28 protein-coding genes and 1 tRNA gene are annotated in these 26,260 nt (G+C 69.9%); 9 read left to right on the forward strand and 20 right to left on the reverse strand.

The genetic code is table 11. The annotated features are described in order from the left end of the window. Window positions 1–16: 16 nt before the first annotated feature. The 5 genes from PGH47_RS19660 to PGH47_RS19680 all read right to left on the reverse strand — a co-directional run bounded on the left by PGH47_RS19660 (window position 17) and on the right by PGH47_RS19680 (window position 3,982). Entirely contained in the window at window positions 17–1,225 is a 1,209-nt protein-coding gene (locus PGH47_RS19660) for a beta-ketoacyl-[acyl-carrier-protein] synthase family protein (protein WP_271664528.1), read from the reverse strand. Continuing rightward, entirely contained in the window at window positions 1,222–1,512 is a 291-nt protein-coding gene (locus PGH47_RS19665; RefSeq protein WP_271664529.1) for a phosphopantetheine-binding protein, read from the reverse strand. The genes PGH47_RS19660 and PGH47_RS19665 overlap by 4 nt, the downstream gene beginning before the upstream one ends. Before the next feature lie 26 nt (window positions 1,513–1,538). After that, window positions 1,539–2,786 carry a wax ester/triacylglycerol synthase domain-containing protein gene (locus PGH47_RS19670; RefSeq protein WP_271664530.1) on the reverse strand — a complete coding sequence of 416 codons (1,248 nt, stop codon included), beginning with the start codon at window positions 2,784–2,786 and terminating at the stop codon, window positions 1,539–1,541. A 132-nt stretch (window positions 2,787–2,918) separates the two neighbouring features. After that, window positions 2,919–3,200: a hypothetical protein gene (locus PGH47_RS19675; protein ID WP_107906112.1), complete on the reverse strand. Its 282-nt coding sequence runs from the start codon at window positions 3,198–3,200 to the stop codon at window positions 2,919–2,921. A 74-nt stretch (window positions 3,201–3,274) separates the two neighbouring features. Further along, window positions 3,275–3,982: a hypothetical protein gene (locus PGH47_RS19680; protein WP_271664531.1), complete on the reverse strand. Its 708-nt coding sequence runs from the start codon at window positions 3,980–3,982 to the stop codon at window positions 3,275–3,277. A 409-nt stretch (window positions 3,983–4,391) separates the two neighbouring features. Here PGH47_RS19680 and PGH47_RS19685 point away from each other — a divergent pair, with 409 nt between their 5' ends. From PGH47_RS19685 to PGH47_RS19695, 3 genes are all read left to right on the forward strand, one after another. Further along, entirely contained in the window at window positions 4,392–4,874 is a 483-nt protein-coding gene (locus PGH47_RS19685) for a hypothetical protein (protein WP_271664532.1), read from the forward strand. A gap of 213 nt (window positions 4,875–5,087) precedes the next feature. After that, window positions 5,088–5,381: a hypothetical protein gene (locus PGH47_RS19690; RefSeq protein ID WP_271664533.1), complete on the forward strand. Its 294-nt coding sequence runs from the start codon at window positions 5,088–5,090 to the stop codon at window positions 5,379–5,381. Between the two features lie 254 nt (window positions 5,382–5,635). Then, a complete protein-coding gene (locus PGH47_RS19695) occupies window positions 5,636–5,935 on the forward strand; it encodes a hypothetical protein (protein WP_030957966.1) in 300 nt (99 codons plus the stop codon). Between the two features lie 143 nt (window positions 5,936–6,078). On the opposite strand, the gene PGH47_RS19700 is transcribed toward PGH47_RS19695, so the two are convergent. The 5 genes from PGH47_RS19700 to PGH47_RS19720 form a co-directional block, all read right to left on the reverse strand. Then, entirely contained in the window at window positions 6,079–6,426 is a 348-nt protein-coding gene (locus tag PGH47_RS19700; RefSeq protein WP_271664534.1) for a hypothetical protein, read from the reverse strand. Window positions 6,427–6,690: 264 nt separating this feature from the next. Further along, on the reverse strand, window positions 6,691–7,086 hold the full coding sequence (locus PGH47_RS19705; protein WP_271664535.1) for a hypothetical protein: 396 nt from the start codon (window positions 7,084–7,086) through the stop codon (window positions 6,691–6,693). A 292-nt stretch (window positions 7,087–7,378) separates the two neighbouring features. Then, a complete protein-coding gene (locus tag PGH47_RS19710) occupies window positions 7,379–7,759 on the reverse strand; it encodes a hypothetical protein (protein ID WP_271664536.1) in 381 nt (126 codons plus the stop codon). A 335-nt stretch (window positions 7,760–8,094) separates the two neighbouring features. Continuing rightward, window positions 8,095–8,331 (reverse strand): hypothetical protein, encoded by a 237-nt coding sequence (locus PGH47_RS19715; RefSeq protein ID WP_030955657.1) that lies wholly within the window; start codon window positions 8,329–8,331, stop codon window positions 8,095–8,097. A gap of 203 nt (window positions 8,332–8,534) precedes the next feature. Continuing rightward, window positions 8,535–8,609, reverse strand: a tRNA-Thr gene (locus tag PGH47_RS19720). Between the two features lie 217 nt (window positions 8,610–8,826). Here PGH47_RS19720 and PGH47_RS19725 point away from each other — a divergent pair. The 3 genes from PGH47_RS19725 to PGH47_RS19735 all read left to right on the forward strand — a co-directional run bounded on the left by PGH47_RS19725 (window position 8,827) and on the right by PGH47_RS19735 (window position 11,477). Next, on the forward strand, window positions 8,827–9,915 hold the full coding sequence (locus PGH47_RS19725; protein WP_271664537.1) for an ABC transporter ATP-binding protein: 1,089 nt from the start codon (window positions 8,827–8,829) through the stop codon (window positions 9,913–9,915). 209 nt (window positions 9,916–10,124) lie between these two features. Next, window positions 10,125–10,583 carry a hypothetical protein gene (locus PGH47_RS19730; RefSeq protein ID WP_030955655.1) on the forward strand — a complete coding sequence of 153 codons (459 nt, stop codon included), beginning with the start codon at window positions 10,125–10,127 and terminating at the stop codon, window positions 10,581–10,583. A 162-nt stretch (window positions 10,584–10,745) separates the two neighbouring features. Next, a complete protein-coding gene (locus tag PGH47_RS19735) occupies window positions 10,746–11,477 on the forward strand; it encodes a nucleotidyltransferase family protein (RefSeq protein ID WP_126899199.1) in 732 nt (243 codons plus the stop codon). Window positions 11,478–12,414: 937 nt separating this feature from the next. On the opposite strand, the gene PGH47_RS19740 is transcribed toward PGH47_RS19735, so the two are convergent. The 6 genes from PGH47_RS19740 to PGH47_RS19765 form a co-directional block, all read right to left on the reverse strand. Next, entirely contained in the window at window positions 12,415–14,049 is a 1,635-nt protein-coding gene (locus PGH47_RS19740; RefSeq protein WP_271668100.1) for a DoxX family protein, read from the reverse strand. 134 nt (window positions 14,050–14,183) lie between these two features. After that, window positions 14,184–15,125: a 23S rRNA (guanosine(2251)-2'-O)-methyltransferase RlmB gene (rlmB, locus tag PGH47_RS19745; protein ID WP_271664538.1), complete on the reverse strand. Its 942-nt coding sequence runs from the start codon at window positions 15,123–15,125 to the stop codon at window positions 14,184–14,186. Window positions 15,126–15,224: 99 nt separating this feature from the next. Then, window positions 15,225–16,619 (reverse strand): cysteine--tRNA ligase, encoded by a 1,395-nt coding sequence (gene cysS, locus PGH47_RS19750; protein WP_271664539.1) that lies wholly within the window; start codon window positions 16,617–16,619, stop codon window positions 15,225–15,227. 52 nt (window positions 16,620–16,671) lie between these two features. Beyond that, the gene (ispF, locus tag PGH47_RS19755; RefSeq protein WP_271664540.1) at window positions 16,672–17,172 is read right to left on the reverse strand and encodes a 2-C-methyl-D-erythritol 2,4-cyclodiphosphate synthase; all 501 of its coding nucleotides are present in this window, start codon (window positions 17,170–17,172) and stop codon (window positions 16,672–16,674) included. Next, window positions 17,162–17,926, reverse strand: coding sequence for a 2-C-methyl-D-erythritol 4-phosphate cytidylyltransferase (ispD, locus tag PGH47_RS19760; RefSeq protein WP_271664541.1), 765 nt, complete (start codon window positions 17,924–17,926; stop codon window positions 17,162–17,164). The genes ispF and ispD overlap by 11 nt, the downstream gene beginning before the upstream one ends. Window positions 17,927–18,248: 322 nt before the next feature. Beyond that, window positions 18,249–18,731, reverse strand: a complete 483-nt coding sequence (locus PGH47_RS19765) for a CarD family transcriptional regulator (protein WP_003953493.1) — start codon at window positions 18,729–18,731, stop codon at window positions 18,249–18,251. A 613-nt stretch (window positions 18,732–19,344) separates the two neighbouring features. Here PGH47_RS19765 and PGH47_RS19770 point away from each other — a divergent pair. Continuing rightward, the gene (locus tag PGH47_RS19770; RefSeq protein WP_271664542.1) at window positions 19,345–20,052 is read left to right on the forward strand and encodes a DUF461 domain-containing protein; all 708 of its coding nucleotides are present in this window, start codon (window positions 19,345–19,347) and stop codon (window positions 20,050–20,052) included. 109 nt (window positions 20,053–20,161) lie between these two features. Here PGH47_RS19770 and PGH47_RS19775 read toward each other — a convergent pair whose 3' ends face one another. Then, window positions 20,162–20,842 (reverse strand): response regulator transcription factor, encoded by a 681-nt coding sequence (locus tag PGH47_RS19775; RefSeq protein WP_015659563.1) that lies wholly within the window; start codon window positions 20,840–20,842, stop codon window positions 20,162–20,164. Beyond that, window positions 20,839–22,116 (reverse strand): sensor histidine kinase, encoded by a 1,278-nt coding sequence (locus tag PGH47_RS19780; protein ID WP_125528819.1) that lies wholly within the window; start codon window positions 22,114–22,116, stop codon window positions 20,839–20,841. Before PGH47_RS19780 ends, PGH47_RS19775 begins: the two co-directional genes overlap by 4 nt. Window positions 22,117–22,573: 457 nt before the next feature. Between PGH47_RS19780 and phoU the strand changes: the two genes are divergently transcribed. Next, window positions 22,574–23,275, forward strand: coding sequence for a phosphate signaling complex protein PhoU (phoU, locus tag PGH47_RS19785; protein WP_150501549.1), 702 nt, complete (start codon window positions 22,574–22,576; stop codon window positions 23,273–23,275). Between the two features lie 692 nt (window positions 23,276–23,967). Here the strand turns inward: phoU and PGH47_RS19790 are convergent. Then, window positions 23,968–24,279, reverse strand: a complete 312-nt coding sequence (locus PGH47_RS19790; RefSeq protein WP_271664543.1) for a hypothetical protein — start codon at window positions 24,277–24,279, stop codon at window positions 23,968–23,970. A 460-nt stretch (window positions 24,280–24,739) separates the two neighbouring features. Between PGH47_RS19790 and PGH47_RS19795 the strand changes: the two genes are divergently transcribed. Next, window positions 24,740–25,252 (forward strand): lamin tail domain-containing protein, encoded by a 513-nt coding sequence (locus PGH47_RS19795; protein ID WP_271664544.1) that lies wholly within the window; start codon window positions 24,740–24,742, stop codon window positions 25,250–25,252. 171 nt (window positions 25,253–25,423) lie between these two features. Here the strand turns inward: PGH47_RS19795 and PGH47_RS19800 are convergent, their stop codons facing one another. Beyond that, window positions 25,424–26,185, reverse strand: a complete 762-nt coding sequence (locus PGH47_RS19800) for a phosphoglyceromutase (protein ID WP_030946055.1) — start codon at window positions 26,183–26,185, stop codon at window positions 25,424–25,426. Window positions 26,186–26,260 lie beyond the last annotated feature (75 nt).

Consider the following 26,260-nt stretch of genomic DNA (forward strand, 5'->3'; position numbering starts at 1 on the left):
GTCCCGCCCTCGCCGCTCAGACGTGGGGCGAGTCGAGGACGACACAGGCGTTGTGGCCCCCGAAGGCGAAGCTGTTACTGATCACCGGCCCGTCGGGGATCTTGCGCGGCTCGCCGGTGACCAGGTCCAGCTCGCACCGGGGGTCGAGGCGCGTGAGGTGCGCGGTCGGCGGCGCGAGCCCCTCCCGCACCGACATGACCGTGATCACCGCCTCCAGCGCTCCGGCCAGCCCCAGCCCGTGCCCGGTCACCGCCTTCGGCGCGGTCACGGGCACCTTGCGCGCCCCGAACACGGTCGCGATGGCCCGCGCCTCGGCGAGGTCGTTCAACTCGGTGCCGGTGCCGTGCGCGTTGACGTGGGTGACCGCGTCGGCCGTGGTCCCGGCGTCGGCGAGCGCCAGCTCCATGCACGCGACCGCACCCAGCCCGTCGGGATGCGGCGCGGTGAGGTGGTGGGCGTCGGAGGTACGTCCGTACCCGGTGAGCGTGGCGTGGATACGGGCGCCCCGCGCGCGGGCCAGGTCCAGCCGCTCCAGCACCAGGAACGCCGCCCCTTCGGCGAGGACGAACCCCTGCCGCCCGGCGTCGAACGGCCGTGACGCGGCGGCCGGGTCCTCGCAATCGGTGACCATCGCCCCGGCCCGTCCGAAGGCGAGCGCGGTCGTGGCGGTCAGCGGACTGTCGTGCCCGCCGGTCACCACCACGTCGGCGGAGCCGGCCCGGATCATCTGCATGGCCTCGCCCACCGCGTGCGTCCCGGAGGCGCAGGCGGTGGAGATCGTCAGGCTCGGCCCGGTCACACCGAACCGGTCGCTGATCCAGTACGCCCCCGCGTTGTGCATCAGCCGGGGCGCGTACAGCACGTCGGGATGCCCGATGCCGCTCTCCTGGCTGATCACCCCGCCGTAGCCGGTGCCGGTGACCACCGCCCGCCTGCGCGAGGGGACATGGAGCCCTCCGGCGTCCGCCACGGCGTCCGCGGCCGCGCACAGCGCCAACTGCACCGACCGGTCCGCCCGCCGCATCTCCTTGACCGTCAGATACCCGGCGGGGTCGAAACGGGGCATCGGACACGCGGGGTGTACGACGGTGCCCTCGTCGTCGAAGGCGTGCAGCGTGCTCGCCGAACGACACCGCACAAGGCTCTCCCACAGCTCCTCGGGCGTCGCCCCGGCGCCGCAGCGGACGCCCAGGCCCGTGACGGCGACGGCGTGCGGGCCGGTCATCGGGCCAGGGTGCTGTGGGCGTCCGCCGTACCGGCGCGCAGCCGCACGATGAGCTCGGCGACATCACCCACGGTCGCCACCGCGGACTTGTCGGTCCCGCGCAGGGTCACCCCGAACAACTCCTCGGACGCCGCCTCCAGTTCGGTGATGTCCAGGCTGTCGGCTCCCAGGTCGGCGACCAGCCGGGCCTGCGGTACGACCGCCTCCTGCGGCACCGACATCACCTGCGCGCACAGCGGCCGCAGCGCTTCCCATACGCCGCCCGTGTCCCGGCATTCGGCTTCCATGCAACTGCCTCCATCTCCTGGTGCCGTCAGAGCACTGACGGCGTCGCCGTCCGAGCCCATGTCTCGAACTCCGTGACGACCGCGTCGGCGAGCCGAATCGCGTCGTCCGGGCCCGCGTTGCCCACCGCGGTGAGCGTGAACGCGTCCCCTGCCTGTGCCAGGGCGAAGCTGACGGTGCCCGGGTACTGCAGCGGCGGCAGCCCGACCGTGCGCACGAGCCGGCGGCCCTGGAAGGTGCCCGGCCCGCCGGGCCACTTCATGGCCGTGGTCGCGGTCGCCGCGAAACAGGAGTGGCGCCCCCGGCTGGTCAGCAGCCTGGTCACCCAGGGCCCGGTGCGCCGTGCCGCCTCCGCCGCCGGGAACAGCACGGTGGCGTGCACGGCGGCCCGGTCGGGGACGGCGGCCATCGCGTCCTGGCACGCCCGCAGCCGGGCCACGGAGCCGTCGAGGTCGACGGGCAGCGGAACCCTGACCACCGTGAGGGTGTTGCCGAGCTCACCCGGATTCCCCCGGCCGCGCAGATCGCACGGTACGGCCGTGTACACGGGCACGTCCCGCTCCTGCCAGCGGCGCACCGGCCCGAACCGGGCCCGCAGCGCCCCGGCCACCGCGCCCACCAGCAGCTCGTTCAGCGTCGCACCGCGGCCGTCGGCGGGCTGCCGGCGCGCGGACCGGACGATGTGCGCGGGCAGTTCACGCACCGCGACCGAGGTGTACGTCCGCTCCGGCGGCCACGTCGGAATGGCCTGCCCTGGGGCCGACATCGCCTTCAGTTCCCGGCCGGCCGCGCGCAGTCCGCTGCGCGGCAACGGCACCGGTCGCTCCCGGAGGCCCGCCGACCCGGGGTCGTCCATCAGCGCACGCATCAGCGTCGCGAGCGACCGCCCGTCCAGCAGCGCGTGCTGCGCCACCAGCGCCAGCGCGAAGTCACCGCCGTGCTCGGCGTCCGGGACCACGTACAGCCGCCAGGGCGGCACCCCGTCGGCGAGCGGCCGGTCCACACTGCGGGCCCACAGTTCGTCCAGCGTGGCCCGTTCCTCGACGACCTGCGCGACAGGATCGAACGGCCCCGGTACGGCCCACCGTGCGCACCCACGCCGTCCGCACGCTCTGTCGAGCACACAACGCATCCGCTCCAGGCCCGCCCAGCGCTCGACGACACGGGCCCGCACCCGCTGCACATCGGGCCGTTCGCCGGAGAGGACCGTCGCCAGGCCGATGACTCCCGGACAGCCGTTGAGCAGCAGCATCTCGTCGGCACAGGACAGTCTCATGCGACAGGTCGCCCTTTCACTCGGCGTGCACGGCACGGCCCGGCCCTCGCCGGATCTCCGCCGTGTCCACGGCCCGCAAGTCCAACGCCCGCCCCGTGACGGAGCGGGCGTCGAACCGGACGCTTCGTACGGTTACTTGAGCGCCGAGCTGTTGCAGCCCATGTCCGAACCCAGGTGGCTGGGCTGCGCGGCCGGGGAGCCCTCGCCGTTGAGCGCGTTGGCCAGCACGCCGTTGAGGGCGCCGACGCTGCCGAGGACGTCGATGTTCATGTCGTGCGAACGGCACTCGATGCCCTGCGTGATGTCCACGTCGTGGGCCGCGGCCTCACCGTGGGCGAAGGCGGTACCCATGCCGAGGGAACCGACACTGCCGAGGACGGCGCCCACCAGGACGGCCTTGTGGAGCTTGCGCATTTCTTCTCCGTATGGATCGAGCGGAAGGGTGTGCAGCGAATGAGGTTGGAGCGGCGGCCTGTTGCGAACGGCCGTCAGCCGAGGCGGGGCAGACCCAGCTGGCCCACGGGCGGCGCCGCGACCTGTCCGAGGCCGAGCCCGGGCACCTGCGGAGTGCTGGTGTTCAGCGGGTTGATCAGCGGGCTCACCTCGGGGTTCACCTGCGGGTTGACCTGCGGCGCGACCCGCGGCGGGGGCTCCGGGTTGAAGACCTGCGGAGCGGACACCTGCGGAGCGACCTGCGGCATGACCTGCGGGGCCGCCTGCGGCGTGACCTGCGGAGCCGCCTGCGCCGGGGCGGAGTACTGCGGGACGCCGGCCTGCGCGGAGCCGCCCGACGAGGCCGAGGCGGTGGCGTAACCGGTCTGCTCACGCGGGGCGGGCGCCGGAGCCGCGTACTGGGGAGCCGGCTGCGGCTGGTACTGGGGACGGGAGGCTTCGGCGTAGCCCGCCGACCGGGCCGACGCGGTGACCTGCGGCGGCGCGTACTGCGGAGCCGGAGCGTACTGGGGCGCCGGGGCGTACTGCGGAGCGGGAGCGTACTGCGGAGCCGGGGCGTACTGGGGCGCCGGGGCGTACTGCGGAGCGGGAGCGTACTGAGGTGCCGGGTACTCGGGAGCGGGCGCCGGAGCGGCACCTGCGTACCCGACGGGATAGTCGGCCGCCTCGCTGACGCCGGCGCCGATTGCGGTCAGACCGCCGGCCGCTGCGACGACGAGCGCGGCCTTGTGAAGCTTGCGCATGGAACCCTCGGCCCTTCATTACCTGTACAGGGAAATCCGTTGTATTCAGTGCAGTCTTGCGTGTGCTCAGTCTGATATTCGTACTGCGCCCTTACAGGGGTAATGCCTGAGCTGTCATGTGGACTTCACGCCGGAGCCGGCAGCGGAACGCATGGCTTCTCTACCGATTCCTGGTGCTGCCCTCTCTCGACTGGCAACGACATTTCCTCGGCCAAGTCACGGCGTCCGTAATTCCGTCACTCCATTGCCATCCATCGGATTTACACACCGTGCGGCAATTGGGTGACCCCTTCCCGACTCACGTGACTGGACTCGCAGTTGCCTCGTTCCGCACCAGGAGAGAGAGCGATGGTCCATCGCAGTCGCATTTCCGTACGTTCATGCACAGGTCAATGAAGGGCCGAGTTCCATGCGCAAGCTTCACCAGGTCGCGCTCGTCGTAGCAGCAGCCAGTGGTCTGTCGGCCATCGGCGTCGGCCCCAGCGTCGCCGACGCCCCTGTCGGCTACGGCTCCGTCCCGCCACCCGCTGGGCAGCAGGATCTCCAGGCCACCTCGTGGACCAACTCGCAGGCCAGCGCCCAGCGCTCCAACCTGCCGAACGCGCAGCGGCCGGCGACGCTGCCCGCCCACGGCGCCGACGTCACCCCCCAGGTCAACCCGCAACTGAGCCCGAAGATCAGCCCGCAGGTCAACCAGCAGCCGACCGTCGCGCCGTCCGGGCCGATCGAGCAGGCCAACCTGTTCCGCCCGTACCAGGAGTGCAGCCCGCAGTCCCTGCTCAACGCCGCCGTCCCGGTCGCCGTGCTCGCCGCCGCCGAGACCGAGGGCGTCAAGTGCGAACAGGCCAACAGCCAGGCCAACTCCCTGGCCCACGCCCGCTACACGCGCTGACGCCGGCTTTCGACCACGGGCCCCAGGCGTCCGGTGCGACGGCCGGCGCCAGGGGCCCGTTCGCATGCGATGCGGCTTCTGGGTGCTTCCGGCGTGAGAACGCGAACCTCGGCGCGTCGTTCATATATGTCCGGATACTTCGTATTAATCTCCGGTAACTGTACGAAGTCGATCTCGCACAGATCGCACCCACCTCACTCCACCGGAGATGACATGCACAAGCTTCGCAAGGCTGCCGTCCTGGTCGCCGCCATCAGCACCATCGGCCTCATGGGTGCCGGTACGGCCACCGCTGACGGCCACGGCGACCACGGCGGCAAGGGCGGCGACAAGTTCAGCGTCCTGCAGAGCTCCAACTGCAAGTCGCACGACCTGAACGTCGACGTCCTCGGCCAGGTCGGCGTCCTCAACGGCCTGCTGGGCAGCGCGCTCAACGGCGAGGGCAACCCGGGCGCGCAGGACACCCACCTGGGCTCCAGCATGGGCTGCAACAACAGCGCCTTCTGAGGCACTGACGGCCGCACTGACGGCCGAAGCGGGAAACAAAGTCCCGGTACCGAGCGTCAAGCCCGGTGCCGGGACTCCTCTTTTCGCCGGATTGGCTCGTTCGACGGATCATTTCAGCGCTATCGGCCAAGATGGTGAGTCTTTTCAGAATTCGGCGTGCCGCCGATTGCGTCGGAATACTTCCTATTAGCCTCCGTAAATGTACGAAGTCGGTCTGCACCAGATCGACCCACTCCACTCCACCGGAGATGAACATGCACAAGCTCCGCAAGGCCGCCGTCCTGGTCGCCGCCCTCGGGAGCGTCGGACTTCTGGGGTCCGGCGTCGCCCACGCCGACGGAGGCGACTACGGCAAGAGCAGCAAGGGCAGCAGCCTGAGCATCCTGCAGAGCAGCACCTGCCGCTCGCACGACGCCAACGTCGACATCCTCGGCCAGGTCGGCATCGCCAACGGCCTGGGCGGCAACCTGCTCAACGGCGAGGGCAACCCGGGCGCGCAGGAGACCGCGCTGGGCTCGAGCATGGGCTGCAACAACAGCGCCTTCGGCAAGTGACGTAGGCCAGATGCTTCCCCCTGGTGCCCCGGCCGTACGGCCGGGGCACCGGCATTTTCCGGGCCGGCACCACAACCGTATAAATAATAAAAGAATGCCGGATCGGAATTCTTTCCGATCCGGCATTGCGTTTTCGATGTGGTTCAGAAGTCGAATTTGGGGAGCTTGAAGCCCTTGGGCAGCTTCGCCCGGTTGTTGCACTCCACGACCGGGCCGCTCTGCACGGACCCGTGGTTCTTCATGCCCTCCTCCGGCCCGACGAACCTCGGCCGCTCGACCGTGGAGCAGTCCTGCTTCTGCTGGAGCACGTACCCGTTGCGCTTGTCCTTGTGGACGACCTCGCTCTTCTTGACGCAGACGATGTCGCCCTGGGCGGTGATCTTGCAGGCGCCCTTGGTGTCATCGGCGTGCGCCGGCACCGCGGTGCCGTAGAGCGCGGCGAGAGCTCCGAGGAGCCCCGAGACTGTGGCGATCTTGTGTCGAGCAATCATGTGCTGCGTTCCTTCTGCCTTGGAGAATCTCGGATTGCCTTGGAGGAGTCCGGAAATGACACAGCCCGGCCGCGCTCCCCTGATGGGTCTGCCGCGCGTCCGGGCTGCGTTGCTAAGGGTGTTGTCCAGCACACCGTGGAACGGCCCGACCTGTTCCCTGAACCAGGAGCGGGAGCATTCAGATCGTGCGCCGTGCATACGGTGTTCCGACGGAAGTCGATGCGGCTGTGCCCTGAGAATCGCGCATCGACCGTCGGGGGCTGGTTACTGGGCGGCGGTCGGAGCGGTGTACTCGCCGTAGCCGTACTCGGGAGCCACGGTCTTGGGAGCGGCCTCCGGCGCGACCTGCGGGGCAGCCTCGGGGGCGACCTGCGGAGCAGCCTCCGGCGCGACCTGCGGAGCAGCCTCGGGGGCGGCCTGCGGGGCGACCTCGGGGGCGGCCTGCGGAGCAACCTCCGGAGCGGCCTGCGGAGCAGCGGCAGCCTTGTCGTACGGAGCACCCGCCGTGGCAACGGCGTTGGCCGTCGAGGTGGCGACCGCGGTGACAGCCTGACCCTCGTAGCCCTCGTCGCCGGCGAAGGCGCTACCGGCGCCGACACCGAACGCGGACAGACCCGCGACCGCAGCTGCTACAACTGCAACGCGCTGAAACCTGCGCATAGTTTGACCCTTTCTTCCCGGGGCGTGACGCCCTGGCTTGACTACTTAATGTGAGCATATACACGCAAACCGTAGCAATTTGGGATCTATGTCCCTTCCGTGTCGTGTCGGGCCATGACAAGGCATCGGTGCGCACACCGATTTCCCTGAATGGAAAACGACGCGTCCCCGCTGTCTGGACACGGGCGTTGAGCGCCGGTCACCCATTTGCCGAGAAGTGGGTCGTGGACGCGCGAAAACGGCGGATGGCCGGACCCGGTCACCCGGTCCGGCCATCCGCCGAAGAAGACGCTCAGCCCAACAGGCGCGCCAGCAACGGGGTGCTTTCGTCCCGGTCGCTGGTGTCGTTGGTGGTCGGGGCCGCCACCGGAGCGGGGGTCGCGGCATCGGCGCACGTGATGTGCGGGCCGATCCTCGTCTGCCCGTTGGACAGCACGCCCGGGGTGGGCAGGGTCAAGGGCTGCGTCGGCTGGCAGTTGACCGTCCTGCGCAGGGTGAAGCCGTCACCCTCCGGCGTCTGGCCCGTGACCTGCTGGGTGCAGATGATGTTGCCCCCGGGGTCCATGGCGCAGGCACCCGGGCCCGCGGCGTGGGCCTGAGTGGCGCCGAGACAGGTCATGGCGAGGCCGCCGAGAAGCCCCGAGAGGGCCACGAACTTCTTGCCGTTGAACATGTGTTGCGTCTCCTTTGTGGGGGTGTGCCCGGACGTCGTACACCGCGAACGGCCGCGCCGAGCCCTGGGGGTGTCGCAGAGACGGACCCCGGCGCCCGACACAACCGGGACACTCGGGGCCGTTTCGCTTAGGAAACGAAGGACTGACCTGAGGGCGACCGATCCGCGTCCGACCAACCGCACATCGCCGCACCGGAGTTCATCAGGGCCGTCGCGACCGCGCGCGGGTCGCCGGCGCGTGCTCGCGCTCCGGACATCCACGCATGAGCGGGCCCCTTCGGGTACGACCCCGAAGGGGCCCGCGGAAGGCGTCGCGCACGACTACGCCGCCGACCTCAGCCGGTGAAGGCGTTGTTGAACTGACCGCAGGTGGTGTCGAAGGTCTCGGAGAGACCGAGCACGGCGACCGGGACGTCGGTCGCGGCAACCGTCTGCGGGCTGCACTCCTGGTAGGGGCGGTAAAGGTCCGAAACGGACGGCGCGGCGTCGTAGGCGACGCTCGTACCGGCACCGACGGCGGACAGGCCGCCGGCAGCAGCCGCGGCGATCATGACCTTGTGAAGCTTGCGCATGGAACCCTCGGATTTCATTACATGAACATTGAGGCTGATTGCCTACTGTGACTGCACGAACACTAGCAGTAGCGATCCGGGATCCTATTCCACGCGGGCGCATGTCCCATGTCCCTATGGGGACATGAGGTGCTGGAATTCACCGACAAGGGTGTGGGAAAAGAAGAACGGGGCGGTGTCATCGACAACCGCCCCGCAGATTGAGCCCCCTGTCGGATTCGAACCGACGACCTGCTGTTTACAAGACAGCCGCTCTGGACCAGCTGAGCTAAGGAGGCCTGCACGCGCTGTCACGCACGCGCCCGTGCAGTGTACCCAGGTTCGGAGTGGGCCCTGTCGAAAATTTCCGCGAAGTTCACATGCCCCCAGGTACTGACAGACCAGGCGAACGCCAGGTACCGTCCAGAGCCAGTCCGCACATGTGGACTAAACCAACCACCTTCCTACAACGGATCGTCCGGCACGTTCCTGCCGGTAGAAGGGGGCCCATTCATCATGGCCACTGTCTCGTTCGACAAGGCGACCCGGATCTACCCGGGCACCGAGAAGCCCGCCGTGGACGCGCTCGACATCCACATCGAGGACGGCGAGTTCCTCGTTCTGGTCGGCCCGTCCGGCTGCGGCAAGTCCACCTCGCTCCGCATGCTGGCGGGGCTCGAGGACGTCAACGGCGGCGCCATCCGCATCGGTGACCGCGACGTCACGCACCTGCCGCCGAAGGACCGGGACATCGCCATGGTGTTCCAGAACTACGCGCTGTACCCGCACATGTCCGTCGCCGACAACATGGGCTTCGCGCTCAAGATCGCCGGCGTCAACAAGGCGGAGATCCGCAAGAAGGTCGAAGAGGCCGCGAAGATCCTCGACCTCACCGAGTACCTGGACCGCAAGCCGAAGGCGCTCTCCGGTGGTCAGCGCCAGCGTGTCGCGATGGGCCGCGCCATCGTGCGTGAGCCGCAGGTCTTCCTCATGGACGAGCCGCTGTCGAACCTCGACGCCAAGCTCCGTGTCTCGACCCGTACGCAGATCGCCTCGCTCCAGCGCCGTCTCGGCATCACGACCGTCTACGTCACCCACGACCAGGTCGAGGCCATGACGATGGGCGACCGCGTGGCCGTCCTCAAGGACGGTCTGCTCCAGCAGGTCGACACCCCGCGCAACATGTACGACCGTCCGGCCAACCTCTTCGTCGCCGGCTTCATCGGCTCCCCGGCCATGAACCTGGTCGAGGTCCCGATCGCCGACGGTGGCGTGAAGTTCGGCAACTCGGTCGTGCCGGTGGACCGTGAGGCGCTCTCCGCCGCCACCGACAAGACGGTCACCGTGGGTGTCCGCCCCGAGCACTTCGACGTGGCCGGCGCCGAGTCGGAGCAGGGTCTCGCGGTCACCGTCAACGTGGTGGAGGAGCTCGGCGCCGACGCGTACGTCTACGGCACCGCCAAGGTGGGCGACGACTCCAAGGACCTCGTGGTCCGCGTCAGCGGCCGTGACGTGCCCGAGAAGGGCAGCACGCTGCACGTCGTCCCGCGTTCCGGCGAGACCCACGTGTTCTCCACCTCCACGGGTGCGCGCCTGTCCGACTGAGGCAGCACAACTCCGGGTAATTCACCCAGGTTGACGAAGAGGGCCCCGCAGAGCGCTGCGGGGCCCTCTTCGTTGTCGACAAATACCCCGGCATAACGGTCATTTCGAGTGTTGTGCGTCAACGCGCTGCCCGAGTTTGAGGGCCTCTCCGTCCCCCGAACCGGTGACTAAATGTCGCCATATCCGCACCGAACGCTACCCTCACTCGCGTGAAGCACTCCACCAACCAACAGACACGACGCGGCCACCGGGGCCCCGCCCGCCAGCTCGGCCGCACCATCGCCTTCGTCCTGCCCGTCGTCCTGGTGCTCTCCGGGACCCTCGCGGTCACCCGGGTCAACTGGTCGGGCAACCCCTCGGACTCGGTGCTCACCGCGACCGACGTCTCGAGCGCGGGTGCCGCGAGGAACAGCGCGCCGCGTGCTCCGCAGGACGTGCTGCGCGACCAGCTGCTGACCGAGCTCCAGGAGAAGAACCCGAGCGTCGCGCTCACCCACCTCCAGCAGGCCGTCGACGACCGGCCGTCGCTCGCCCGGCACTGTGCCTCGATCGCCCGTGCGCTCGGTCGTGCGGCGGTTCGTGTGTACGGGCCGACTCGGGCGCAGTCCTATTCGCGGCCCGTGTGCGACACCGCGTTCGCCTCGGGGGTCGCCGCGGCGCACAGCTGACGGTGGGCGCGAGCGCCGGCGCCACTGGGTGGCGCCCGGCGTTGTTGCCGCCGCCCCGTTCGAGGTGCGGTTCGAGGAACACTCCGCTTCCGGACGGTAACGGCTGATTAAGGAACCGTTGCCGACGAATGCCGTGAGCGGGGCGCCGCGTACAGTTCGGGCATGACTGATCCGAACGCCGCGACCCGCCCCGTTCAAGCCGTCGTCCTGGCCGGGGGCCAGGGGTCCCGGCTGCGTCCGTACACCGACGATCGGCCCAAGCCGATGGTCGAGATCCCCGGTACGGGGACGCCGATCATCGGCCACCAGCTTGTCTGGCTGGCCGAGGAGGGTGTGACGGATGTGGTGATCAGCTGCGGGCATCTCGCCGAGGTGCTTCAGGACTGGCTGAAGTCGGCGGATCTTCCTGTGCGGGTCACGACTGTCGTCGAGACGGAGCCGCTGGGGCGGGGTGGCGGTCTGAAGTACGCGGCGGCGCATCTGCCGCATCCGGACAGGCCTTGGTATGCGACGAACGGTGACATCTGGACGCGGTTCTCGCTGCGCGACATGGCCGACTTCCATGCCGAGCGGGACGCTGTGGCGACGCTGGCGCTCGCTCGGCCTCGTCTGCCGTGGGGGGCTGTGCAGACGGACGGCTTTGGGCACATCACGGACTTCATCGAGGCTCCGCCGTCGACGTTCGAGATCAACGCGGGTGTGTATGTGTTCTCGCCCGAGTTTTCCTCGCTGCTGCCAGAGCGCGGCGACCATGAGCGCACGACGTTCCCGCACCTTGCCCGTGAGCGGCGTCTGGCCGGGTTCCCGATTCCGCAGGGGGCGTATTGGCGTGCCATCGACACGGCGAAGGACCTGACGGAGGCCGCGAAGGAACTGGCGGCGCTGGGGCGCTGATGCCTGTGGGGTCGGGGTTCGTCGTCGTGTAGCGCCTGCGGGTGTGGGGTGGGTAAGGGCCGTGCCGGGGGGTGTCCGTCCTCGGTCCGGCGGTTGCTGTACCTCAGAGGGCCGCTGTTCCTTGACGCCGGCCGCTGCGGGCGGACACCCCCCGGCACGTCCCCTTGCCGCCGTACGCGGCCGGCGGGCACTTGGGGGTACGACGACCTGGGCCTCGCCGGTCGTCCGACGCCGCCCGGCGTCAGCGCTACCTCAGCGGCCTGCCCGCGCCCTTCTCAACGCCAGCCCGCGCCGATGGGGCCCACCTCTCTGTCCCCGCCCGCCGAACCGCCCACGCCCTCCAGGCGGCGCAAGCGGCCAAGGGAACTCGCCACTCCCAACCCCGGCCTACGGCCCGTCCCCTTCCCCGGGCAACATCTCTGAACCCAACCGGCGCCAGTAGGCATGGCGCCCCACCCACAGGCGCCGGCTGCCTCTCCGCCCCGGTCCCTCCTCCTTGCCGGCCCACGGATCTCTCAGCCCGCCAGGCGCTCGGGGATCCCCCATCCACACCGGCAGTCCCTCCCCCACACCGGTCCGCACTCTGAGCCCGTGCGAGTGAGCACGAGGGACGGACGGCACCGTCCCGATCTCCAATCACCCAGACTTCTCCTCCTCGCGGGTCCGCACCCTCAGTCGTCGGCGCACGGGGACGAGAGACCTCGCCATCCCTAAGGCCCACCCACCCGCTTCCGCCTAGCCCCCGGCACACCCAGCCCCACTTCCTCCCCGGTCCGCCCCTCAGCCCGTCCGGCGATTGAGGGCGAGGCCCTTTGGGCCGAAGCGGGGGCTGGGGCGGTCGCCCCAGGGGTTCGGAGGGCGGGTGTTGGTGTGGGTGGGGACGGCGATGGGCCCCGGGCGCTGGGTGCGGCCGGGGCCCATGCGGGGTGGGGGGTGGTCAGCCCAGGAGGCCGCCTACCAGGCCCGGTTCTTCCTCCGTGGAGCCGCCCGAGGAGTTGCCGCCCGAGGTGGGCCCTCCGGAGGTGGGGCCGGTGGTCGTGCTGGGGGCCTCGTCGGCGGGAGCCGACTGCTGGGGCGGGGCCTGGCCCTCCGTACCCTGCGTCTGGCTGGGCATACCCGCGCCCGTCGAACCCGTGTCGGCGGTGGCGCCCGGCGTCGTCGCCGCGCCCGACGGGGTGGTCGCACCCGATGTCGCGCCCTGGGTGGGCGAGTTGGAGGCGGACGGCGACTTGTCGTGCTGCCGGTCGGACTCCTCCGGCAAGGGCGAGCCCGGCAGTTCGTTGCGCGGGGCCTCGCCGGGGCCGGGGACCACGACACGGTCGGCGTCACGGACCGCGCCACCGAGCAGGGACCCGACCAGGAGGGTCAGGCCGGTGACGATCGCCGTGATCAGGGCGCCGCGGCGAAGGACGTAGCGGCGCAGCTCCCAGATGTCGGAGCGGGGGCCGAGACGGCGCCAGGCCATGCCCGCCAGACGGCCGTCGATCGAGTAGACGGGGGCGCCGGCGATGATCAGCGGGGACCAGGCGGCGAGGTAGATGATGTCGGGGGCGTCGTAGACCGGGACGCTCTTCCAGCTGACGGTGACCAGGAGCGCGGCGGACAGCAGGGCGCCGACCACCGCGGCCACTCGCTGCCAGCAGCCCAGGACCGTCAGCACGCCCACGATCACCTGGAAGAAGGCGATGACGAGGCCGGAGCCGACGGGGTGTTCGAGGGCGAACTGGCGGAGGGGCTCGGCCACTTCCCAGGGGTGGAGCGTGTTGAGCCACTTGACCATCGAGCCACGCTTGCCGCCGTCGAAGTAGACGGGGTCGCAGAGCTTGCCCATGCCGGCGTAGATGGAGATGAAGCCGAGGAAGACCCGGAGGGGGAGCAGGACGACGCCGAGGTTCATACGGCGGCCGGGGTAGTACGCGTGCCGCGCGGGGTCGTCGGCGCCCGGACGGCGGGACGAGTCGTCGACGTCGTCGTCCGGGCCGTCGGGCTCCTCGTCGACGAAGTCCTCGGCGGCGTACGCGAATTCCTCGTCGTAGGCGCTCTCGACCGTGCGCATGTGGGGCAGCAGCCGGGTCTCGACGGATTCGTGCGTGCGCTGCGCGCCCACGATCGGGGTCTCGACGGTCCGCGCCATCTCGTCCTCGTAGCCGCCGTCGTAACCGACGTCGACGCGCGGGATGACCTGAGTGCCGCCCCCGGCGGGAAGTGGTTCGTCGCCGTGGCGGACGCTGCCGTCCCGCACGGCCTGGAGGAGCCGGTGGGCGCCGGTGTCGTCGGGCGCGGACGTGCCGTTCCAGACGGCGACCCGGCGGCGGGCGCCCGGGGCCGCGCCCGCTCTGCCGGCCGCGTTGACGAGCGGCATCAGGGAGGTGGCCTCGGTGGCGCTCAAGTGCCGTGCGATCCGCGGAGATTTGGTGCGCCGGGCAGACGAACCCAGCAGCACGCGGAAGCTCGCGTGATTGACGATGATCTGCGCCGGATCGCTCGGCACCTTCACCATGCTCAGCGCGGGAGCGTCGTCGTATCCCGACGAACGGTCCCCCGTGGGTGTGCGGGGTGTTCTGGTGTCCACACTCAACTAACCGAGTGACGTGTGGTTAGGACACTGCTTTGACCGGTCCGATCTGTCCGGACCCCGTCAAAGATGCGCAGGTCGCACCACTGTCACCAGAATTAACCCGCACGGGTGACGCCACGGATGTCTGTTCAGACGCGTCGGCCCGCCGCCTCGTAGAGGACGATTCCCGCCGCCACACCGGCGTTGAGGGACTCCGCGCCGCCCGGCATCGGGATGCGGACCCGGAAGTCGCACGTCTCGCCGACCAGGCGGGACAGGCCCTTGCCCTCGCTGCCGACCACGATGACCACCGGGCCGTCGAGGGCCTCCAGGTCCCCGAGTTCCGCCTCGCCGTCGGCCGTGAGACCGACGACCACGATGCCCGCCTTCTTGTACGCCTCCAGGGCGCGGGTCAGGTTCGTGGCGCGGGCGACCGGCGTACGGGCCGCGGTGCCGGCGGACGTCTTCCAGGCACCGGCCGTCATACCCGCCGCACGGCGCTCGGGGACGACGACGCCGTGGCCGCCGAAGGCGGAGACCGAGCGGACCACGGCACCGAGGTTGCGCGGGTCCGTCACACCGTCGAGGGCGACGATCAGCGGGTCCTCGCCCGCGTCGGCCGCGGCGGCGGCGAGGTCCTCGGGGTGGGCGTACTCGTAGGGCGGGACCTGGAGGACGAGGCCCTGGTGGTTCAGGCCGTTCGTCATGCGGTCCAGCTCGGGGCGCGGGGCCTCCATGAGGTTGATGCCGCCGCGGTCGGCGGCGAGCTGGAGGGCCTCGCGGACACGCTCGTCGTTGTCGATGAACTGCTGGACGTAGAGCGTGGAGGCCGGGACGCCCTCGCGCAGCGCCTCGACGACCGGGTTGCGTCCTACGACCATCTCGGACGTGCCCTTGCCGCCACGGCCGCGCGGCGCGGGGCGGCGCGCGGCCTGCTTCGCCTTGGCGGTCGCGATGCGGTTCTTCTTGTGCTTCTTGCGCATCTCGGCGGGCGGCGTCGGGCCCTTGCCTTCGAGACCCTTGCGCCGCTGGCCGCCACTGCCGACCTGCGCGCCCTTCTTGCCGGACATGCGGCGGTTGTTCGCGGCCATGGCCTACCTGTCTGTCGTGGGTGTGTCGTACGTACGTCTATGAAGTGTGCCGCCCGGGGGGTCGGGCGGCACAATCGATCTTCCGGGAGCCGGGGCCGGTCAGCGCGGGCCGAGGCTCCAGCGAGGTCCGTCGGGGCCGTCCTCGATGGCCAGGCCGGACTGCTTGAGCTGGTCGCGGATGGCGTCCGCGGTCGTCCAGTCCTTGCGGGTCCGGGCGGCCTCGCGCTGGTCGAGGACCAGCCGGACGAGGCTGTCGACCACGCCGTGCAGGTCCTCGCCGCGGTCGGACTCGCCCGCCCAGTGGGCGTCCAGCGGGTCCAGGCCGAGGACGCCGAGCATGGCGCGGACCTCGGCGAGGCGGGCCACGGCGGCTTCCTTGTCGTCGGCCGCCAACGCGCTGTTGCCCTGGCGGACCGTGGTGTGGATGACGGCGAGCGCCTGCGGGACACCGAGGTCGTCGTCCATGGCCTCGACGAAGGCGGGCGGCAGCTCTGCGGACGGCTCGACGGCGCCGGCCTTCTCGACCACACGCTGCACGAAGCCCTCGATCCGCGCGAACGCCGACTCGGCCTCGCGCAGGGCCTCCTCGCTGTACTCGATGGTCGAGCGGTAGTGCGGGGTGCCCAGGTAGTAGCGCAGGACGATCGGGCGCCAGGTCTTGACCATCTCGGAGACCAGCACGCTGTTGCCGAGCGACTTCGACATCTTCTCGCCGCTCATGGTGACCCAGGCGTTGTGCACCCAGTACCGCGCGAATTCGTCGCCGAAGGCCTTGGCCTGGGCGATCTCGTTCTCGTGGTGCGGGAAGATCAGGTCCAGGCCGCCGCCGTGGATGTCGAAGGCGCTGCCCAGGTACTTGTGCGCCATGGCCGAGCACTCCAGGTGCCAGCCGGGGCGCCCGCGGCCCCACGGGGTCTCCCAGTCGGGCTCGCCCGGCTTGGTCGACTTCCACATGGCGAAGTCGCGGGCGTCGCGCTTGCCGGCGACGCCCTCGTCGGGCTGGCGCAGGTCGTCGATGTCCTGCCGGGACAGCTCCAGGTACGACGGCCAGGAGCGCACGTCGAAGTAGACGCTGCCGCCGGCCTCGTACGCGTGCCCGCGCTCGATGAGCGTGCGCATCATCTCGACCATCTCGGTGACATGGCCGGTGGCGCGGGGCTCGTAGGTGGGCGGCAGGCAGCCGAGCGCGGTGTAACCGTCGTTGAACGCGCGCTCGTTCTCGTAGCCGATGGACCACCAGGGGCGGCCCTGGTCCGCCGCCTTGTTGATGATCTTGTCGTCGATGTCCGTGACGTTGCGGATGAACGTGACGTCGTAGCCGCGGTACTCGAACCAGCGGCGCATGATGTCGAAGTTCAGGCCGGAGCGGATATGCCCGATGTGCGGTGCTGCCTGCACGGTGGCACCACAGAGGTAGATCGAGACGCAACCCGGCTTGAGCGGGGTGAAGTCACGGATCTGCCGGGCGCTGGTGTCGTACAGGCGAATAGTCACGGGTCCAGGGTAGTCGGCGATGCCCGGTGCCTCGGACGGTTGTGGATAACAGTCAGATCGTGGTCCGCACCACGAGCGCGGTCGCCACGGCCATCAGCCCTTCGCCCCTGCCGGGGAACCCCAGCCCGTCCGTCGTCGCGCCCGACACCGACACCGGCGCGCCGGCCGCCTCCGAGAGGATCTTCTGCGCCTCGTCGCGCCGCTTGCCGATCTTCGGGCGGGGGCCGACGACCTGGACGGCGACGTTGCCGATGCGGAAGCCCGCCTCGCGCACGATCCGGGCCGCCTCGGTGAGGAGTACGACGCCGGAGGCGCCCGACCACTCGGGGCGCCCGGTGCCGAAGTGCTGCCCCAGGTCGCCGAGGCCGGCCGCCGAGAACAGCGCGTTGCACGCGGCGTGCGCGACGACGTCCGCGTCGGAGTGGCCGGCGAGTCCGGGGCCCTCGCCCTCCCATTTCAGGCCGGCGCACCACAGCTCGCGGCCCTCTTCGAAGGCGTGGATGTCGGTGCCGATGCCCACCTGGGGCAGCGGCTCGGGCTGCTCAGAAGCCATCGTTCAGCCTCCGGCGCGCCAGGACCGCCTCGGCCAGGACCAGGTCCAGCGGGCGGGTGACCTTGAAGGCCTCCTCGTGGCCCGGGACGACCACGACGGTGGGGCCGAGCTGCTCGACCATGCTCGCGTCGTCGGTGACGTCGTCCGTCACCGTCTCGTGGGCACGGACCAGCGTGGCGCGGTCGAAGCCCTGCGGGGTCTGCACGGCACGCAGTCGGGCGCGGTCCGGGGTGGCCACGACCGGTTCGGGTGCGCCGGGCGCCCGCGCGGGCTCGACCTCCTTGACCGTGTCCGCGAGCGGCAGCGCGGGCACCACGGCCGGCGCTCCGTCGCGTACGGCCTCGATGACGGCGTCCACGGTGTCCACCGGCACCAGTGGGCGCGCCGCGTCGTGCACCAGGACGATGTCGAAGTCCGGCGGCAGCGCGTCCAGGCCGAGCTTGACGGACTCCTGGCGGGATTCACCGCCGGGGACCACCAGGAAGTCGGTGCGCTCGGGCAGGGCGTGCGCGTCGAGCATGCTCTTGACCTCGGAGGCGCCGTCGGGCGGGGCGACGACGACCACCAGGGAGACGGCACGGGACGCGGCCATCGCGCGGACGGCGTGGATGAGCATGGGAGTGCCGTTCAGCGCGCGAAGTGCCTTGGGCGCGCCCGGACCGAGGCGTACGCCCCTTCCGGCGGCCGGAATCACCACGGCCGTACGGGCTGCGCTGTGGGTTTCCGAGGGCGAAGGGCGCGAATCGTCAGACATCGGTTCCTGTCAGGTTTGTGTGCTCGGCCTAGTTGGGTATGGCCCTGGGGGTGCCCCCTGCTCGACTGATTCGAGAGCTTGGGGGAGTGCCGGGCACGAGTCTTGACCGGACCCTTCCGTGACAGTCGGTCGAGCCTGCTGCCGGGCCCGGCACGTCAAGTATCGGGGGCACCCCCGAGACAGGCCTGCGGAGCAGATGGAACAGCGCCCGCGAGCGAACATGCCGCAGCGCCCGGCGACAGGAAATACGTCATCGGGCACCGCGGCACTTTTTAAAGCCATACAGCAGTGTGCTGAATGAACTGAGGCGGATGAAACCGCGTCAGGACGCGAGAACCTCGTCGAGCAGGGCCTCGGCCTTGTCCTCGTTGGTGTTCTCCGCGAGGGCGAGCTCGCTCACCAGAATCTGGCGGGCCTTGGCGAGCATGCGCTTCTCACCGGCGGAGAGTCCGCGCTCGCGCTCACGACGCCACAGGTCACGCACGACTTCCGCGACCTTGATGACATCGCCGGAGGCGAGCTTCTCCAGATTTGCCTTGTAACGACGCGACCAGTTCGTGGGCTCCTCGGCGTACGGCGCGCGCAGCACCTCGAAGACCCGGTCCAGCCCGTCCTGACCGACCACATCACGCACGCCGACGAACTCCGCATTGTCCGCTGGCACACGTACCGTCAGGTCACCCTGGGCGACCTTCAGCACCAAGTAGGTCTTGTCCACGCCTTTGATCTGGCGAGTTTCGATGGCCTCGATCAGCGCGGCCCCGTGATGGGGATAGACCACGGTGTCGCCAACCTTGAACGTCATGTGACAGGTACCCCTTCCGTGGCTATCCAGGGTAACACGGAAACTGCGGGTTCTGAATGGCGTTTTCGCAGGTCAGGGCATATCTCGGGGCTTGACAACTCCAACAGGAACGTGCTTCGCGGGCCGACCGGAAGAAGGTATTCGCAGGTGGGAGCGGCTCTGCGGACACAGGGAAACGCGTACGTTACACACATCCGGCGGCACCTCCGAGTGGTCGAACGTACACAAATGTCCGGTTCCAAGTGTGCGACTTCCGCTACTCCGTTCGGCGTCCCGAGTCGGGTCCCGGACGAATCCCGGAATTGATCACAGCCAGGTCGGACAGCATGGCCGGTGATCAATTTCCGGAGCGTCGCGCATTCCTTCACGGAGATTTTGCGCAGGTGCTTGCGAGGGGCTTATGTGAATGACGGACGAGCGGCCGGGCAATGTGACTCCCGGGCCGCTTGTGGGTGAAGAGACGGGGTTGGAAGAGGGACTTCGACAGCTGTTCGGCCTGTGAGGGGAGGGTCGGGTGCGGTCGCGCGGGAACGGCTCGGTAACCTAAGGCCGCTGACAGACACTTAGGGCGGCTTTACGCGCCCCCCGTTCGAGTCAAGGAGTTGCCGCCGCCGTGAGCAGCAGCCTTCGACGCGGCGCACTCGCTGCCGCCGCCCTCGCGTTCTCGATCACCTCGCTCGCCGCGTGCGCCGCAGGAAACGACGCCCAGACGCTGCAGATCAAGCCGGACAACGCGGCCACCAGCGTCGGCGACATCAAGATCCAGAACGCTCTCGTCATCACCCAGCCCGACCTGGAGTCGACCGGACCGGCCGCGATCTCCGCGACCCTGTTCAACTCCGGCAAGACGGCCCAGACGCTCGACGCGATCAAGGTGGACGACACCGACAAGACCGCCGAGCTCAAGGCCGCCAAGGGCGGCAGCCTGACCATCCCGGCCGGCGGCCGGCTGATCATCGGCGGCAAGGACAACGCCTCCGCGGTGCTGTCGAGCAGCCGTGAGGCCGTCCGCGACGGCAACGCGCAGAAGATCACCTTCACCTTCAGCGAGACCGGTGACGTGAGCCTGCGCGCCTTCGTGGTGCCCGCCGAGAGCTACTTCGAGGGCTGGGGCCCGACCGAGGTCCCGGCCGCGCCGGAGACGGCGTCCTCGCCGACGGGGACCCCGACCGGCACTCCGAACGCCGGCGCCGAGGCCACGCCGAGCGGTGGTGCCTCCGCGGGCTCCTCGGAGACCCCCGGTGCCGGGACCGAGGGCGGTCAGGGTGCCGGCACGGCGACCCCGACGGACGCCGCCTCGCAGTCGTCCGCCGGTCACTGACCGGCTGACGGCGCCCGCATCGCCGTAGAGACGGCTCCACAGCTGTGGACGAAGGGCGGGGCCCCGGAAATCCGGGGCCCCGCCCTTCGTCTTGTCTTCTCCCCGCGGTCTACGGCTCGAACTTGTAGCCGAGGCCGCGGACCGTGACCAGGTAGCGCGGGGCGCCCGGGTCCGGCTCGATCTTGGCGCGCAGGCGCTTGACGTGGACGTCGAGGGTCTTGGTGTCACCGACGTAGTCGGCACCCCAGACCCGGTCGATGAGCTGCATCCGGGTCAGGACCCGGCCCGCGTTGCGCAGGAGCATCTCCAGGAGGTCGAACTCCTTGAGAGGCAGGTCGACCTTGGAGCCGGAGACCGTGACCACATGGCGGTCCACGTCCATGCGGACCGGGCCCGCCTCCAGCGCGGCCGGGGTGACCTCCTCGGGCTCGCCGCGGCGGCGCAGGACGGCCCGGATACGGGCGACCAGCTCGCGTGAGGAGAACGGCTTGGTGACGTAGTCATCGGCTCCTATTTCCAGGCCGACAACCTTGTCGATCTCGCTGTCCTTGGCGGTGACCATGATCACCGGCACGTTGGAGCGACCGCGCAGCTGACGGCAGACCTCCGTGCCCGGCAGGCCGGGCAGCATCAGGTCGAGGAGGACGAGATCGGCGCCGTTGCGCTCGAACTCGTCGAGTCCGTCGGGCCCGGTGGTCGCGACGGCGACCTCGAAGCCCTCCTTGCGGAGCATGTACGACAGGGCGTCGGAGAAGGACTCCTCGTCCTCGACGACGAGCACTCGGGTCACGGAAGGACCTCCGGGGCGGAAAGCGTTTCGTACGCGGGTGAGTCGGGGGAAGTGGGGGAATTCGATAGTGCGGACTGCCCGGCCTCGTCGTCGAGATCGGGGTGCTGCTGAGCACGGTCGCGGGCCGCACCCGCCTCCGGCAGCCGCAGGGTGAACGTGGAGCCCTGTCCCTCGGAACTCCACACCGTGACCTCCCCGCCGTGCGAGGCGGCCACGTGCTTGACGATCGCGAGACCGAGGCCGGTGCCACCTGTGGCACGGGAACGGGCCGGGTCGACGCGGTAGAAGCGCTCGAAGATGCGCTCCTTGTCCTTGTCCGAGATGCCGATGCCCTGGTCGGTCACGGCGATCTCGATGTGGTCCCCGCCCGGCGCGGTGAGCCGGCGTGCGGCGATGCCGACGCGGGTACGGGCGGGCGAGTAGTTGACGGCGTTCTCGACGAGGTTGCCGAGCGCGGCGGCCAGCTGGCCCCGGTTGCCCCAGATGCTGAGGTCCTCGGTGCCGCCGGCGGCCATGTTGATCTGCTTCGTGCCGGCGGCGTGCCGGCAGCGGTCGATCGCCTCGGCGACGAGCTCGTCCACGCGGACGGGCTCGGCGTCCTCCAGCGGGTCGTCGTTCTGCACCCGGGAGAGGTCGATGAGCTCCTGCACCAGGTTGGTGAGCCGGGTCGCCTCGATCTGCATGCGCCCGGCGAAGCGCTCCACGGCCTCGGGGTCGTCGGAGGCGTCCATGACCGCCTCGGACAGCAGGGAGAGCGCGCCGACCGGTGTCTTCAGCTCATGGCTCACGTTCGCGACGAAGTCGCGCCGTACCGCCTCTATGCGCCGGGCCTCGGTGAGGTCCTCGACGAGGAGCAGTACGAGCCGGGAGCCGAGGGGGGCCACCCGGGCGGAGACGGCGAGGGCCTCGCCGCGGCCGGTGCCGCGCCGGGGCAGGTCCAGCTCGACCTGCCGTATCTCGCCGTCGCGCCGGGTGTCCCGGGCCATCTGGAGCATGGGTTCGACGGAAAGCTTGCCGCCGCGCACCAGACCGAGGGCGTACGCCGCCGAGCTGGCCTTGACGACGGCGTCCCCTTCGTCGAGGACCACCGCCGAGGAGCGCAGCACCGACAGGACCGTGTCCACGCCGGGCGGCAGGACCGGGTCGGTGTGCAGGGAGGTCCGGGTGGGTCGTTTCAGGTCGCGTTCGCTCCAGCGGAACGCCAGCATGGCGATCACGCCGGTGAGAACCCCGGCGATCGCTGCCGCTGCGGCGACCGCCGCGTTCACGTCCATGCACCCAGGTTAGGCATGGCCAGGGCTGTGCCCACAGCCGTCGGAGTGCGAGCTCGAACACTCGTCGCCCAGAGTTCACCTTGGAGCCAGTGTTGGTTCATTTGGGGTGGCGGAAACGGACGCGTAGAGACCGGATGGTGGGGGCGTGGGGTTCGCACGGCCAGTTCAGCGCGTAGATCACACAGTCGGTTTAGCGTAGAGGCGCGAGATCGCACTGGCGGTTTCACGACAGTCCGACTGTCGTTTTCGCGACGGTCTTACTGTCGGAGGTGATGACGGTAAGACTGCCTGTCCGACGACAGGACCGGTGGTCGGCTCGGACGACGGGACCGGTGGTCGGTGGTCGGAGAGGGCCGGTGGTCGACACATACGGCGGCCACGGCCATGGAACTGCCGGTCGGACGGCAGTCTCCTGGCGCCCGGAACCCCCCGAGGCATACGTAAGAGAGGGACCCTGATGCGGGACGCGTACCACGAGGAACTGGACTCGATCGGCGACAGTCTGGTGGAGATGGCCCGGCTGGTCGGGTCGGCGATCGGGCGCGCCACGGCGGCGATCCTCGACTCCGACCTGAAGCTGGCCGAGAGCGTGATCGAGGGTGACGAGAAGGTCGACGACCTTCAGCACGACCTGGAGGCCCGGGCCATAGCCCTGCTGGCACGCCAGCAGCCGGTGGCCACGGACCTGCGGATAGTGGTCACCTCGCTGCGCATGTCGGCGGACCTGGAGCGCTCGGGCGACCTGGCCCAGCACGTGGCGAAGCTCACGCGGCTGCGCTACCCGGAGCGTGCGATTCCGCAGGACCTGCACGCCACCATCCTGGAGATGGGCCAGCTCGCGCAGCGGCTGATGGCGAAGGCGGCCGAGGTGATCATCACCAAGGACGTCGATCTGGCGATGCAGCTGGAGCAGGACGACGACGCGATGGACCTCCTCCACCGCACGCTCTTCCAGCACCTGATGGACGAGCGCTGGAAGCACGGCATCGAGACGGCGGTCGACGTGACGCTGCTCGGCCGCTACTACGAGCGGTACGCCGACCATGCGGTGGCGGTGGCGAAGCGGGTGGTCTATCTGGTGACGGGTGAGCACGCGGACGAGCTCCAGCAGGACATCCAGCCCGACATCCAGCCGGTTTCGGGGGTGGAGGGGGCGTAGGTCCCTTCGGTTTCGCCGGGCTCTTCGGTCTCGCCGGGCTCTCGGTCTCGCCGGGCTCTCGGTCTCGCCGGGCTCTCGGTTTCGCCGGGCTGTTCGATTCCTCTTGGTCCCTCAGGTCCTTCGGGTCCTGGGGGATCTTGGGTTTTGGTGGCATTGGCACCCGGTGGGGAGCCCCGGGGCGGGGGCTCCGGTGGCCGTATGCCCGTTCGAGCGAGGCCCGTGTGGGGTCGTGAGCGGGCTCGCGGAGAGCTGTTCGGGGCGCGGGCAAGCCTCTGTGCGCCGTTGATGCGCCCAGCGGGGCGGGCATGGAATGGGCACAGGCACCAGCCTCGAGGAGGGACCATGGCCGAATCCCCCAGTACTCCCGGCACCACGCCCGACCCCACCCAGGAACTCCCGACCGAGCAGTCCGCCGACATCAGGAGCCTCCCGCTCTTCGGCGCGTGCGGCTGCGGCTCGGGCTGCGGGTGCGGGTGCCAGTCGGGGAACCCTTGCCAGTGCGGGTGAAAGTGAGGGCGCAGGACACGGAGGTCTGTGGCGTACGGCGCGGCGGGTGTCGTGGGACGCCTCGGACGCGGTGGCCGCGGTAGATCTCGTACGACGGTGAGGGCCTCGGGGCGGATGACGTGCCGGGGCCCTTCGCTGTGCGCGGCGGCGGCTGCGGCGCCGGCTGACCTTGCTGCCGGCGGGGCCTAGTCCGAGACGATGCAGGCGAAGGCTGTGACGGTGACGCCGGGTTCCAATTCGGCCTCGGCCTCGGCTTCGGCTTCGGCTTCGGCGTGGAAGTCGGAGACGTCGCGGTCCGGGTCGATGGACGGCGTGGGCGTCGGCAGGGCTGTCACGGGGCACTCCGGAGGGCTCGATGACGATGACGAGGACGAGGCCGAGGCCGACGGCTCGGGACGCGGACCCGACGTCGGCTCGATCCCGTCATTGATCGACTCGGTGAACGCCCAGCCGGCAACAACCAGCACGAGCCAGCCCCCGGCCAGCCATGCCTTCACCCGCCCCCTCATCCCGCCCTCCCCCAGCACCGGTAGCCCCGTGAGCACCGGTAGCCCCGTGGCAAGCGGCCAGTCTGTCCAGGGCTCGGCACCGGACACAAGCGCACCGCTCGAAGCCGGCCACCATGCCAGGGCCGAGTTATCGGCGATCTGCTGTTACTCACTTTCGGGTGACGGCCCGATCCCTCGCGGGGTGGCGTGCCGTGGCGGGGAGGCGTCACAGCCCAACGCCCGCAAGGCCTCCCGGCCCGCCGGCACGTCAACGCATGGCCATAGACGGCATATATGGATGTTGCAGCCGAGAGTCATAGAAATATGGGCAACAGGTAACAGACGTGATGCCTTCTCCTGAATTCCTCCACGACGTGGACAAGGTGTGCGTGCGGCCAGCCGGCCGCCACTTCACACCGCACCTACTCCCCGGCAGCCCGAGCTGCCGCCCGGAGAAGGTGTCCGCACCATGGGAGACCCCTTGTCCGCTTCCGCTTCTGTCAGCGCCCGCCGTCTCGCCGCCGCCGCGCTCGCCGCCGGCGCTCTGGTCTCGGTCGTCACGCTGCCGGCGTCCGCCGCCGACCACCCCCGTCACGAGCGGCCGAAGGTGCAGATCTCGGACGTCCAGTACGACTCCCCGGGCCGTGACGACCGCTCCAACCGCTCCCTGAACCGCGAGTGGGTGGAGATCACCAACACCACCCGCCACACCGTCAACCTCGACGGCTGGACCCTCGAGGACGAGGACGGTCAGACCTACACCTTCGACCACTACCGCCTGGAAGGCCGCGCCACGGTCCGCGTCCACACCGGCTACGGCCGCGACACCGACAGCGACCTGTACCAGGACAGCCGCCGCTACATCTGGGACAACCGCTCCGACACCGCCACCCTCCGCAACGACCGCGGACGCTTCATCGACAACGAGTCCTGGGGCTACGACCGCCACCACGGCGGCCACCACGGCGGCTACCGCCGCTGACCTCGACACCACACGCGTGAACTGAACGCGTCCCCCACTCACCGACCGACCACGAAGCGCGCCCGGCCTCCCGAGCCGGGCGCGCTTTGTGCATGGGATGACCTGAGGAGCGACAGCATCAAGCCCCTCACCGCCAGGGAAACCGCAGGTGAGGGGCTTGATGGTTTCGACTTACTTCTTCTTGCCCTGGTTCTTGACCGCCTCGATCGCTGCCGCGGCCGCTTCCGGGTCGAGGTACTTGCCGCCCGGGGTGACCGGCTTGAAGTCGGCGTCGAGCTCGTAGTAGAGGGGGATGCCCGTCGGGATGTTCAGGCCCGCGATGTCGGCGTCGGAGATGCCGTCGAGGTGCTTGACCAGGGCGCGGAGGCTGTTGCCGTGGGCCGCGACCAGGACCGTGCGGCCGGCGAGCAGGTCCGGGACGATGCCGTCGTACCAGTAGGGGAGCATGCGGACGACGACGTCCTTCAGGCACTCCGTGCGGGGGCGCAGCTCCGGCGGGATCGTCGCGTAGCGCGGGTCGTCCGACTGGGAGAACTCCGTGCCGTCCTCAAGCGGCGGCGGCGGGGTGTCGTAGGAACGGCGCCACAGCATGAACTGCTCCTCGCCGAACTCGGCGAGGGTCTGCGCCTTGTCCTTGCCCTGGAGCGCGCCGTAGTGGCGCTCGTTCAGGCGCCACGAGCGGTGGACCGGGATCCAGTGGCGGTCCGCGGACTCCAGCGCCAGCTGGGCCGTGCGGATCGCGCGCTTCTGGAGGGACGTGTGGACCACGTCGGGGAGGAGGTCGGCGTCCTTCAGGAGCTCGCCACCGCGGACTGCCTCCTTCTCGCCCTTCTCGTTGAGGTTCACGTCCACCCAGCCGGTGAACAGGTTCTTCGCGTTCCACTCGCTCTCGCCGTGGCGGAGGAGGATCAGCTTGTACGGTGCGTCGGCCATGCCTCAGAGCGTAATCGACGCATTCGGCCCCCAGGCCGCCCGCCCAGCAGGCGGACAGTTGACGGGATCTGTTAA

The organism is Streptomyces sp. HUAS 31 (assembly GCF_028198125.1).
Taxonomy (GTDB): Bacteria; Actinomycetota; Actinomycetes; order Streptomycetales; family Streptomycetaceae; genus Streptomyces; species Streptomyces chartreusis.